Origin of the sequence: Candidatus Aalborgicola defluviihabitans, from assembly GCF_016705985.1 — a bacterium.
GTDB lineage: Bacteria > Pseudomonadota > Gammaproteobacteria > Burkholderiales > Burkholderiaceae_C > Allorhodoferax > Allorhodoferax defluviihabitans.
Genome location: NZ_JADJKN010000013.1, coordinates 87,383 through 99,301, shown reverse-complemented (window position 1 = coordinate 99,301; position 11,919 = coordinate 87,383). Strand labels below are relative to the sequence as shown.

The 11,919-nt window shown below is 55.0% G+C and carries 9 protein-coding genes; 3 read left to right on the top strand and 6 right to left on the bottom strand.

All coding sequences use genetic code 11. From position 1 onward, the window contains the following. The first annotated feature begins 87 nt into the window (after nucleotides 1-87). The 3 genes from IPI80_RS13880 (at nucleotide 88) to paaK (ending at nucleotide 5,427) form a co-directional block, all read left to right on the top strand. On the top strand, nucleotides 88-2,835 hold the full coding sequence (locus IPI80_RS13880; protein WP_413861052.1) for a molybdopterin-dependent oxidoreductase: 2,748 nt from the start codon (nucleotides 88-90) through the stop codon (nucleotides 2,833-2,835). 21 nt (nucleotides 2,836-2,856) lie between these two features. After that, entirely contained in the window at nucleotides 2,857-3,738 is an 882-nt protein-coding gene (gene fdhD / locus IPI80_RS13875) for a formate dehydrogenase accessory sulfurtransferase FdhD (RefSeq protein WP_413861050.1), read from the top strand. A 357-nt stretch (nucleotides 3,739-4,095) separates the two neighbouring features. After that, on the top strand, nucleotides 4,096-5,427 hold the full coding sequence (gene paaK, locus IPI80_RS13870; protein WP_413861048.1) for a phenylacetate--CoA ligase PaaK: 1,332 nt from the start codon (nucleotides 4,096-4,098) through the stop codon (nucleotides 5,425-5,427). A 198-nt stretch (nucleotides 5,428-5,625) separates the two neighbouring features. On the opposite strand, the gene IPI80_RS13865 is transcribed toward paaK, so the two are convergent. From IPI80_RS13865 to IPI80_RS13840, 6 genes are all read right to left on the bottom strand, one after another. Continuing rightward, nucleotides 5,626-6,342: an ABC transporter ATP-binding protein gene (locus tag IPI80_RS13865; RefSeq protein WP_413861046.1), complete on the bottom strand. Its 717-nt coding sequence runs from the start codon at nucleotides 6,340-6,342 to the stop codon at nucleotides 5,626-5,628. Continuing rightward, on the bottom strand, nucleotides 6,335-7,096 hold the full coding sequence (locus IPI80_RS13860; RefSeq protein ID WP_413861043.1) for an ABC transporter ATP-binding protein: 762 nt from the start codon (nucleotides 7,094-7,096) through the stop codon (nucleotides 6,335-6,337). The genes IPI80_RS13865 and IPI80_RS13860 overlap by 8 nt, the downstream gene beginning before the upstream one ends. Next, entirely contained in the window at nucleotides 7,089-8,081 is a 993-nt protein-coding gene (locus IPI80_RS13855; RefSeq protein ID WP_413861041.1) for a branched-chain amino acid ABC transporter permease, read from the bottom strand. Before IPI80_RS13855 ends, IPI80_RS13860 begins: the two co-directional genes overlap by 8 nt. A 6-nt stretch (nucleotides 8,082-8,087) precedes the next feature. Then, nucleotides 8,088-8,945 (bottom strand): branched-chain amino acid ABC transporter permease, encoded by an 858-nt coding sequence (locus IPI80_RS13850; protein WP_413861162.1) that lies wholly within the window; start codon nucleotides 8,943-8,945, stop codon nucleotides 8,088-8,090. Nucleotides 8,946-9,034: 89 nt separating this feature from the next. Further along, nucleotides 9,035-10,213 carry an ABC transporter substrate-binding protein gene (locus IPI80_RS13845; protein WP_413861160.1) on the bottom strand — a complete coding sequence of 393 codons (1,179 nt, stop codon included), beginning with the start codon at nucleotides 10,211-10,213 and terminating at the stop codon, nucleotides 9,035-9,037. Between the two features lie 54 nt (nucleotides 10,214-10,267). Next, the gene (locus IPI80_RS13840; protein WP_413861039.1) at nucleotides 10,268-11,887 is read right to left on the bottom strand and encodes a benzoate-CoA ligase family protein; all 1,620 of its coding nucleotides are present in this window, start codon (nucleotides 11,885-11,887) and stop codon (nucleotides 10,268-10,270) included. Between the last annotated feature and the right edge of the window lie 32 nt (nucleotides 11,888-11,919).

The window sequence follows — 11,919 nt, the reverse complement described above, 5'->3', positions numbered from 1 at the left end:
ACATGATACATATTTTGTGTACCATACGGAAATATTGCATTATATTGTGAGTGCATAAATCCATAAAACCCTATCGAAGGAGTTTTCATGACCAGCACGGTGCCTTCTGGAACCCGACAAGTTCCTACTTACTGCTACAACTGTGTTTCGGGCCCCGATCTTCTGTCGGTAAAGGTGACGGACGGCGTCGCCACTGAAATTGGACCCAATTTTTCTGGTGTTGGAATGCACCCGGCTGACGGGAAACCCTGTGTAAAAGCCTATGGGTTGATCCAGAAGACCTACAACCCCAGCCGAATCCTGACACCGATGAAGCGCACCAACCCGAACAAGGGGAGGAACGAAGATCCTGGTTTTGTTCCCATTAGTTGGGATGAGGCACTTGATCTGGTTGCGGCCAAGCTCAACGATATTCGCGCCCGTGGGTTAATCGATGAAGTAGGCCTGCCGCGCGTGGCGGCCACTTTTGGTCATGGTGGCACGCCCGCTAGCTATATGGGCGCGTTCCCAGCCTATTTGTCGGCCTGGGGCATGATCGACTACAGCTTCGGGTCCGGTCAAGGCGTCAAGTGTGTGCACTCGGAGCACCTCTACGGAGAGTATTGGCACCGCGCTTTCACCGTATCAGCCGATACGCCTAACGCCAACTACATTGTGTCTTTTGGCGCCAATGTTGAAATCACTGGCGGCCCATGCGCAGCGGCGCGCCATGCGTCCGCGCGGGTCCGTGGCGCGCAACGGGTTCAGATTGAACCGCATTTGTCAATTACAGCCGGGGCTTCGGCTGAATGGGTGCCGATCAAACCCAAGACCGATCCAGCGTTCATGTTTGCCATGATTCACATACTGGTGCACGAGAACCCACGCGAGCGTCTTGATCTTGTCTTTTTACGTGACACTACGTCGTCTCCTTATCTGGTTGGTCCTCACGGCTACTTCATGCGGGACCCAGACAGTCTCAAACCTTTGATATGGGACAGTAGCCGCAATGCGGCCGTGCCTCACGATACGCCAGGCATTGAACCTATGTTGGAGGGGCGGGTGGTGGTGGCGCATGCAATCGAGATTGGGGTCGATGAAGAGCGCTGGCGACACACAGACTGTTCTGCGGAGACCTCATTTTTCATGCTGGTTTCTCACATGCACAAGTACAGCCCTGAGTGGGCAGCCGCAATTTGTGATGTACCCGCATCAACCATTCGACGTATTGCCAACGAGTTTCTTGATCAAGCCTGCGTTGGTCAGACCGTGGAGGTGGATGGCGAGTTGCTGCCTTATCGACCCGTCGCGGTGACGTTAGGGAAAACCGTCAACAATGGTTGGGGCGCCTATGAATGTTGCTGGTCGCGAACGATGCTGGCTGTACTGGTTGGTGCACTTGAGGTTCCCGGCGGCACGCTGGGCACCACCGTTCGCTTGAATAAACCCCACGACGATAGACACCAAAGTGTGGCCCCTGGTCCGGACGGCTTCATGCTGAACAAGCTGAACCCGACCGGGAAAGAGACTTGGCTTAAGACGCCTAGTGGACGCAATGCCCACCGCACGCTGGTGCCTATCGTTGGCAACAACGGGCCGTGGAGCCAGGCGTTGGGTCCAACGCACTTGGCTTGGATGTTTCAGAAAGAGGTTCCACCCAATTGGCATACACCGAGCAAGCCAGAGATCTGGTTTGCTTATAGGACCAATCCGGCGATTTCGTTTTGGGATACTGATTCTGTAGCTGCGACGATTGCAACGTTTCCGTTCACTGTGTGTTTTGTCTACACACCAGATGAGACCAACCACATGGCCGACATCTTGTTGCCAGAGGCCAGTGACCTGGAGAGCACGCAGTTGATACGTCTCGGCAAGACCAAGTTCATGGAACAGTACTGGCAGCATCAAGGTTACATACTGCGGCAACCTGCGGTGGCTCCACAGGGCGAAGCGCGCGACTTTACGTGGATAGCAACAGAATTGGCTCAGCGCACCAACCTGCTCGAAGCGTACAACAAGGCAATCAATAGTGGCGCCTGTGGTGTGCCGCTGCGTACTGAAGATCGAGATTTTTCGGTCGACCCTGCAGTTGTTCATTCTGTCGACTCCATCTGGAATGCAGTGTGCCATGCTGCCAGCCATGACCTGACGAAGGGAGAAGAGGTTCATGGTCTTGATTGGTTCAAGACCAACGGGTTTATGACTCGACCGTATCCGAAGGCTGGGTGGTATCTATATCCGACAATCAAAAAGAACAATTTGCGCTTCGAACTACCCTATCAGGAGCGTCTAATGCGCGCAGGGCGCGAGCTCGGTAATCGGTTGCATGAAGGCGATGTTGGATGGTGGGACGAGCAACTCGGGGAATACCAGGCACTACCGGTTTGGCACGATTTTCCGGAGCTGTGGGAGCGGGAGCTGGTGCGCAAGGGTCAAAAGCCAGAGGATTTTCCGTTTTGGCTGATCGCTACCAAAAGTATGCAATATCACGCAGGTGGCAATGTCGATATTCAACTCATGGATGAGCTCTCGCGCAATGTAAGGGGCCACGGTGGCATCATGATCAATACGGCTGCTGCGGCCCGACTCGGTGTTGACGATGGCGATATGTTGGAGATCACTTCTGTGCTTGGGAGTACCCAAGGCGCGGCCATCGTAGCGCAGGGCATCCGACCCGACACCTTGGTCATTGTGGGTCAGTTTGGCCATTGGGCAACGCCTTACGCGACCAAAATTAAGGCGCCCACCATGAACGCTATTACGCCGATGTCGCTCGAACTGACCGATGCTACCGGCTCTGGTGCGGACATCGTGCGCGTCAGCGTCAGACGCATGACTGCGGCAGTTCCAGCCTGAGTTTGATGAATCATGCGCAGAGTGGATCTGATTGAAATGCAACCGCAGTACGGTGGCATGCGTCAAGTTGGAGCGCATCGGTTTCCTTCTTCCACGCAACCCGTTCTATCGGAAGACTGCTGGGTCGTTGATGAGCAGGCGCTGTTTGTCGATGTCGAAGGAGTTGGACTCTACACCATGATGTGGACGCGTACCGACGCAGCAGGTGAAGCAGGTTTCCTGCCACAGGAGGGACTTCTGAACGAGGGGATGGTGCCAGAGGCACTCGCGCTATGTGCTGGATTCTTGTTAACCGAAAGTATGATCGATACGATCGACGACATTGCATCGCTGGCAGTTTGTCCGGATGCTCCCGATGTGGTGAAGGTGGTTCTGGTCGACCCTTCACGCGTACGCAGCAACCGGCGTAGTGGATTGATTGCGAGTTCATGCGGTCTATGCGGCGGCATTGACCAAGCTGCTGATCTATACGGTGGGTTGTCGCGTGTACCCGAGACCCTGTGTCTCGAACCCGCCCGTTTTGAACCGCTGATGCAAGCCATGCAAAGCTGTCAATCGGTCTTTAATCTCACCGGCGGAACCCACGCCGCAGCCCTGTTTTCGCCTCAAGCCGTCATGCTGGCCTGTGCAGAGGATCTGGGTCGGCACAACGCGTTCGACAAAGTGATTGGGAGCTGTCTGTTGAATCGGATCAACACAGCTGGTTGCGTTGTCACGCTTTCAGGCCGCGTCAGCCTGGAGCTCATTGTCAAGGCGGCACGTGCCGGAATAGAAATGGTGGGTGCGGTATCTGCTCCATCGTCATTGGCGATCGAGGCGGCCGACCGCCTTGGCATCACCTTGTGTGGTTTCGTGCGCAACGACCGACTTACAGCATTCACGCATCCCCATCGTCTGAAGTGAACCCGAGTCAATCGGTCTTGAGGGCGACCAACAATTCTGGCCCATAAGACCCGCGACCAGTGGGTGGAGCAATTCTCTGTGCTAGTAGTGCGCCGGAATCAGGGCAAGCTACCGACCATCTCAGCGATTATTTGTGACTTTATATTACATGTTTTCCCTGAAATAGTCATTTAATTGATATTTATTATGGTAAATCACAAAAAATAATGCACAATAGTGCATCTTTTGTATGGATGGTGCTCGAACCCAGCGGCAATTGGCTCCTGGCGATAGCCCTATCTGGATCGTCCCCGGTCGACGCCAGGTAGAACGGACCACCGTACTGCCTTGCATCAGATATAAATACAGGAGACATCCATGGAGCAAAGCAGACTCAGGCCCACCGACCTGGAATCGATTGAACTGGCGAGCACTGATGCGCTACAGGCACTTCAGCTGGAACGCATGAAGTGGTCGTTGCAGCACGCATACGACAACGTTCCGCATTACCGGGCGTCATTCGATGCGAAGGGTGTCCACCCGTCTGACCTAAAGTCCTTGAGCGATCTGGCCAAGTTTCCATTCCTGATCAAATCGGATTTACGCAACAATTACCCATATGGCATGTTCGCAGTCCCGCGCGAACAAGTCGTTCGCATCCACGCATCCAGTGGGACCACCGGCAAACCAACAGTCGTGGGCTACACCCGCAAGGACATCGATACCTGGGCGAGTGTGGTAGCGCGTTCGATCAAGGCGGCAGGGGGACGGGCTGGCGACATCCTGCATAACGCCTACGGCTATGGGCTCTTTACGGGTGGACTCGGAGCGCACTATGGAGCCGAAAAACTGGGGTGCACCGTCATTCCTATGTCCGGTGGGCAGACCGAAAAGCAGGTTCAGCTGATCGTAGACTTCAAACCGTCCATCATCATGGTGACGCCGTCGTACATGCTCAACCTGATCGAAGAGTTTGCCCGCCAAGGACTCGATGCGGCAGACAGTTCACTCAAAATCGGCATTTTTGGCGCCGAGCCGTGGACCAATGCGATGCGCACTGAAATTGAACAGCGCGCTGGCATTGATGCCGTCGATATCTACGGCTTGTCCGAAGTGATGGGGCCGGGTGTTGCATGCGAATGCGTTGAGAGTAAGGATGGCCCAGTCGTATGGGAAGACCATTTTTATCCGGAAATCATTAATCCGGAAACGGGTGAAGTACTAGCTGACGGGGAAGAAGGCGAACTCGTGTTTACCTCGCTCAGTAAGGAAGCCCTGCCCATCATTCGTTACCGTACGCGCGACCTGACCCGCCTGTTGCCTCCCACCTCGCGCTCCATGCGCCGTATTGACAAAATCACCGGTCGCTCAGACGACCTGCTCATCATCCGTGGCGTAAATCTGTTCCCAACCCAAATAGAAGAACTCATTCTTAAACAGCAACACCTCGCGCCCCAGTATCAATTGGTGGTCTCGCGTGACGGCCACATGGACACGCTGAATGTCATTGCGGAGTTGCGGCCTGAATTTTCACATCGGATGACCGAACTGGAAATGGATTCCATCGGCCGCGAATTGCAGCACCATATTAAAACACTTGTCGGAATTACCACCATCGTGAAGGTGCAGGCCGCCGAGACGATCGAACGCACCGCCGTGGGCAAGGCACGCCGCGTGATCGACAAACGTGGACTCTATCAGCCGTCCTGAAGGCGTAGGCGTTCGACTAAACCTGAGGTGGAACCCGTGCAGCGATCGGCTGGTTTCGGGCCTTCCACCGCGTAAGCGATCCCAAGGCCTCACGCAAAAAAACAAGGGCAGCCGCCTCAGCCGATTTGACGTCGTCGATTAGTGGATCAATCCATTGGAATTACAGTGGATGGCCAGCGGCAATCAATTTAGGCACGCTTAAATCCCCAGGTAGCGTTGCAGAAGCTCCGGTTGCTCGCCTAGTACACGGCTGCTGCCGTCAAAAACGACCCGGCCCTTGACCAGAATGACATTGCGATCCGTGATGGCGGAAATTGCAGCAAAATTTTTATCGACAATGATGGTTGCAATGCCCGTGGCTCGAATCGTCTTCACGATATTCCAGATGTCGCGTGCGATCACTGGCGCCAATCCTTCTGTGGCTTCATCGAGAATGAGCAGATCAGGGTTGGTCATGAGTGCGCGGCCAATGGTGAGCATTTGCTGCTCACCCCCAGACAGCTTTTGCCCGCCAGTCTCAATCCGTTCGGCCAGGCGGGGGAATGTTTGCAGTATTCGTTCGTAGGTCCATTCGTTACGACCGTTCTTGCCGGTGCGGGCCGCCATGATGAGATTTTCACGCACCGAAAGATTGGGAAATATACCGCGACCCTCGGGCACATAGGCGATACCTTGCTGCGCTATCTGGTGCGGTTCGGCCTGGGTCATATCCTTTCCGTTAACCGTCACCACTCCGGTGCGCGGCCGCACATGACCCACCAGGCTGTTCAACAACGTGGACTTGCCCATGCCATTGCGCCCCATCAAGCCAATTGTCTCTCCTGGCTGTACCGCAAAATTGACATCGTGAAGAACATGGCTTGCACCATAGTACGTGTTCAATCCGCGCGCTTCAATGATGGGCGTATCAGCCATGCTCGGCCTCCTCATTTCCGAGGTAAGCACGCTGCACCTGCGCACTGTTGCGAATCTGCTCGGGCGTACCCGACTCCAACACACGTCCGTTGACCATCACTGTCAGCACGTCGGCCAAGGCGAATACGGCATCCATGTCGTGTTCGACCAGCAACACGGCGTGATTCTTGATCAATTTCTGCAGTAGGGTCACCATCTTTGTGGATTCCTGCGCACCCATGCCAGCCAAGGGTTCATCGAGCAATAGCACTTGCGGCTTGGTCGCCAACGACATCGCAATTTCCAGCTGGCGCTGCTCACCGTGGCTCAAGAACCCTGCTTTGATGCGCGCCCGGTGCTGTAGTCCGACGGCGTCAAGGGCCTCGTTTGCTGCTTGCGAGATCGAAAGGTACGAAGCGGCTGAGCGAAACAGGTTAAACGCATGCGGCTCACGCGATTGAGCGGCAAGGCGACAGTTCTCCAACACACTAAAGGCGGGAAATATATTGGTTTTCTGGTAGCTGCGCCCAATGCCAGCACGCGAGCGCTGGTCCGGCGCGAGGTGTGTGATATCACTCCCATTGAGGGCGACACTGCCACTGGTGGGCGACAAATCGCCAGACAAAAGATGAATCAGGGTGCTCTTGCCAGCGCCGTTGGGGCCAATCACTGCATGCAGCGTGCCTCTGGCAACTTGCAGCGACACATCATTGACGGCAGCCAGCCCACCAAACTGTTTTGTCAGCGCAGTAACTTTGAGTGCCAGTTCAGCCATCTTCGGCCTCATTGACAGCAGGTTCTTCGCGCCGACCCAATAGGCCAGACAGGCCATTGGGCAGTAGCAAAACGATTAGCACGATGAAAGTTCCCATGGCGAGTTGCCAGTGCTTGGCGATCGAACCCAAGAGCGCCTCGCTGGAGAACAATTCCTGTACCAGCACCAACGAAAATGCCCCGATGATCGCTCCATACAGGTTGCCCATTCCACCCAGTAACAGCATCATCAGAACATTGCCGGAATTGTGCCAGGAGAGAATTTCGGGATTGACGTAACCAAACTGGCAGGCCGCCAGGTAACCTGCCATGCCGGCCAGCGTACCGGCCAAAACGAAAGCGCCAAGCTTGTAAAAGAACACCGGAAAGCCCAGTGATCGCATGCGGTTCTCGTTGTCCCTGATACCCACCAGCGCATGCCCGAATGGGGAACGCAAAATTACCCGCAATCCAATATAGACGACTAGCATCAAGCCAAATATGAAGTAATAAAACTGAGCGGGACTGTCCAGATTCAAGAATTTGGTGCCGGCAATGACCAGCTCCGGCTTCACATAAATATAGATACCGTCGGAGCCTCCGCCCAGGGCGGTGTCGTGAAAGATGTAGTAAAGCATCTGCGCGAAGGCAAGTGTGACCATGATGAAGTACACCCCCGACGTGCGCAGCACCAGCAACCCAATGACCAAAGCCGCAACCCCCGATGCCAGCATTGCCAGTGGAAGCGTTACCAGCAGACTGGCCGCCGCATACTGCGGCGATGCCAGCGCGACCACATAGCCCGCCAACCCGAAGTAGGCACAATGCCCCAGACTCACCAAACCGGCATACCCTACCAACAAGTCCAGGCTCATCGCGAAGATCGCCATGATCATGATCTTGCTGAACAGTTGCAGGTAGAAGGTGGATCCAATCTGCGGAACCAGCGCCAGGCAGATGGCACCCACCGCCAGCAGAACGGGCGTGGTTGATGGCGGCAGACGCATGGCTTTTCAAACCCCTTTGAAAAGGCCCTGCGGGCGCCACAATAGAATGATCGCCATCAACAGGTATACGGCGAAGCCGGAAAAATCGGGTAAGAACACTTTGCTTAGCGTGTCGGTAATGCCAATCATCAGTGCTGCCACCAGTGCACCCTTGATGGAGCCGATGCCGCCGATGACCACGACAACAAAACAGATAATCAAAATCTGATTGCCCATACCGGGATAGACAGATGAAACTGGCGCAGCAATCATGCCGGCGAACGCCGCCAATGCGAGGCCGACGGCAAAAACAAGGCTGTAAATACGGTTGATATTGATCCCAAGCGACTGCACCATCCTTCTGTTGCTGCTGCCGGCCCGGATCATCATGCCAAGCCGCGTCTTCTGGATGAGCCAATACATTGCGCCGGCGATCAGCAAGCATGTCATCGATATAAACAACCGGTACACGGGATAACTGAGGTTGTCGGTCAGAGGTATCGAGTTGTTCAAGATCGCAGGAACGGCAACCCCTTGCACCTCATCGCCAAACAAGATACTGCGCAGCTCTTCAAAGATCAGGATCAGACCAAAGGTCAGTAGTACCTGCTGCAAATGGTCGCGTCGGTAGAGACGTCGAAACAGCACCCCTTCAATGACCACACCGAGCAATATGACGATCGCGAGTCCGAGCGGAATCGCCAGCCAAAAATTACCTATTTTTGATGTGAGCCAGTAGGCAAGGTAGGCCCCAATCATGTAAAAACTGCCATGGGCCATGTTGATAACGCCCATGATGCCAAAGACCAGTGTCAAACCACTGGCCAGCAGAAAGAGTAGCAACCCGTATTGGATGCTATTGAGCAGTTGAATCAGAAATTCCATCGCGACGGGCAGTCCAGATTGCACCGGCAGCAGCACTCAGCGGCCGGTGCGGGCTTATAAAGCGTCGGCTTCAACGGGTATAACCGGGCTCAGACCCGCTTGCATCCGGTCGCCGGATCTTCGACCGCCTTGGCTGCGATGCCGATGACCTTGTTTTCTTTACCAACCACCTTGCGCAAATAGATGTCCTGAATCGGGTTGTGTGCTTTGGACATCGTCCACGGCCCGCGGGGGCTGTCAATCCGGGCTTTTTCCATCGCAGCGATGAGTCCAGCCTTGTCGCCCACATTGCCTTTGACCGCGTCGAGCCCGGCAGCCAGCAACAGACCACTGTCGTAACCCTGAACTGCATAGACGTCGGGCTGGCTCTTGAATGTTTTGGCATACGCCAGCCGGAACGCGCGATTTCGTGGCGTGTCGATGTCGTCGCCGTAATGCAATGTGGTTTCAATGCCTTCTGCAGCTTCACCCTGCGCCTCCAGGACTCCATCGGTAATAAAACCGCTTCCAAACAGTGGGATTTTGCCTTTGAGGCCTGCTGCAGCGTAGTCCTTGACAAATTTGGCAGCCCCTGCACCGGCAAAGAATGCATACACCGCGTCAGGTTTGAGGGTGGCGATTTGTGTCAACAAGGCCTGGAATTCGACCGTTGGAAACGGCACCCACAGTTCCTTGCTGATTTTGCCGCCGGCCTTGGTAAAACCCTCGGCAAATGCACTGACGGACTCTTCGCCAAACGAGTATTTCCACGCAATCGTAATGACGTTCTTGTGTCCCCGATCGACCATCACCTTGCCCAACGGGAAGGACGTTTGCCAACTGCTGAAAGACGTGCGAAAGATGTTGGGGGCACACAGTGCGCCGGTGGCCGCATTGACCCCTGCGTTGGGGATAATCAGCAGCGTGCCGGTATCGCGTGCGATTTTGACCATGCCCATCGCCACACCACTGTGAACCGTCCCGATCATCACATCGACCTTGTCCCGTTGCACCAGCTTGTTGGCATTTTCAGGGCCTTTGGCTGGGTCTGATTCATCGTCTACGGTAAAGTATTCCACCTCCCGCCCGCCGAGCTTGCCGCCCCGCTCCGCAACCGCCATTTTGAAACCATTGGTAATGGCGTTACCCAGGGGCGCATAGGTACCGGTGTAGGGCAGCATCAGCCCTACCCGGATCTTGGCGCTTTGTGCCATTGCAACGGAGGCTGGAACAAGCACTCCAGTAGATAGCACACCAGCGGTGGTGAGAAAGTTTCGGCGGGTGTTCAGCGAAGTAAGGAATTTACGCATGCTCGTCTCCTGATAGGTGTTGTGGTTGAAGCCTCAAGGCTTGTTTGTGGCGGACTCGGCGTCCGGTGGCGTACTGCGGAGCTTGAATCTCTGAATCTTCCCTGTGGCTGTTTTTGGGAGTTCCGCAATAAATTCGATCCAGCGCGGATACTTGAACGGCGCAATCTGATGCTTCACATGCAACTGCAAAGCCAACGCAAGTTCCGGGCTTGGATCCACCCCGGGCCGCAAGACCACGTAGGCTTTTGGTTTGATCAAGTCATCGGCATCAGCCTGGCCAACAATCGCTACTTCCTGTACCGACTCATGCGAGCACAAGCTGGCTTCGACCTCAATCGGCGACACATAGATGCCTCCCACCTTGAGCATGTCGTCGCTACGTCCACAGTACGTGAAGTAACCGTCTTCAGACTGCACGTACTTGTCGCCGCAGCGGGTCCACTGACCCAAAAAGGTATTGCAACTCTTCTCAGGGTTGTTCCAGTAACAGGTCGCAGCAGTCGGACCCAGAACCTGCAACTCGCCGATTTCACCCACAGCAACCTCGACATTGTTTTCGTCAACGATTTTGACCTGGTAGCCGGGTACCGGCTTGCCGGTCGTTCCGTAGCGCACGTCGCCAGGACGGTTGGACAGAAAGATATGCAACATTTCGGTCGAACCAATACCGTCCAGGATGTCAATGCCGGTCGCGTCAGTCCAACGTCGTCCGATATCCGGCGGCAGCGCTTCGCCGGCCGATGTGCAGCGTCTGAGCGATAGTTCATCGGGGCTGGGCATGTCCGGGCTGCTTAACAACGCACCGTACAAAGTAGGGACACCATAAAAGATGCTTGGCTTGCGCTGACGCAAGATGCGTGACACGCTTGCAGGTGTTGGCCGCTCGGCGGTCAAAATGGTGGTGGCACCGACCGAAAACGGAAAGGTCAGACCGTTACCCAACCCATACGCGAAAAACAACTTTGCTGCCGAATAGACAAGGTCGCTCTCCTGAATGCCCAGAACCAGTTTAGCGTAGGTTTCGGCGCTATAGATCAGGCTGCTGTGCAAGTGCACCGTGCCTTTCGGCGACCCGGTTGAACCCGACGAATACAGCCAGAAGCACGCGTCGTTGCTACTCGTAGGCGCAGTGTCAAAATCGGGCGATGCGGCAGCGGTCAGGTCGGACAAAAGCAAGTACTCGCCCGATTTTTCACCCGACACAATGACGTGCTTCAAATAGGGCTGTCCTGACAGAATTGGTTTGAGCGTATCGACTAGAGCTTCAGATACCACCAGCACTTGTACACGGCTGTCCCGCAGCATGAAGTCGTAGTCCTTGCTCGTTAAAAGCGTGTTGACAGGAATTGGAACAATGCCCGCTTTTATCGCACCAAGAAAAGCTGTTGGGAAATCGATGGAGTCGTGCAGGCAAAGCAAGATCCTTTGCTCCGTGCAGACACCGAGCGCGGTTAGTGCCCCGGCAAAACGGTTGACCCGATCCGCAACTTGTGCATAGGTATAGCTTCCCTGATCATCAAGGACGGCAATTTTGTCCGCACGACCGGCACGGAGATTGCGCTCAACAAGGTCCACCGCCGCGTTATAAGGCTGCGGAAATTCAATACCAAGTGCACCGAGTTTGGCGTTCTCTGTCTGGGTCGCAAGCATCATTGATCTCTCCGTGAATGCAGCGCCGATTTGCA

What these genes read in the sequence shown, in the direction of transcription:
- IPI80_RS13880 (WP_413861052.1), top strand. Translation starts at nt 88, where the DNA reads ATGACCAGCACGGTGCCTTCTGGAACCCGACAAGTTCCTACTTACTGC.
- IPI80_RS13865 (WP_413861046.1), bottom strand. Translation starts at nt 6,342, where the DNA reads ATGGCTGATACGCCCATCATTGAAGCGCGCGGATTGAACACGTACTAT.
- paaK (WP_413861048.1), top strand. Translation starts at nt 4,096, where the DNA reads ATGGAGCAAAGCAGACTCAGGCCCACCGACCTGGAATCGATTGAACTG.
- IPI80_RS13850 (WP_413861162.1), bottom strand. Translation starts at nt 8,945, where the DNA reads ATGGAATTTCTGATTCAACTGCTCAATAGCATCCAATACGGGTTGCTA.
- IPI80_RS13855 (WP_413861041.1), bottom strand. Translation starts at nt 8,081, where the DNA reads ATGCGTCTGCCGCCATCAACCACGCCCGTTCTGCTGGCGGTGGGTGCC.
- IPI80_RS13840 (WP_413861039.1), bottom strand. Translation starts at nt 11,887, where the DNA reads ATGATGCTTGCGACCCAGACAGAGAACGCCAAACTCGGTGCACTTGGT.
- IPI80_RS13860 (WP_413861043.1), bottom strand. Translation starts at nt 7,096, where the DNA reads ATGGCTGAACTGGCACTCAAAGTTACTGCGCTGACAAAACAGTTTGGT.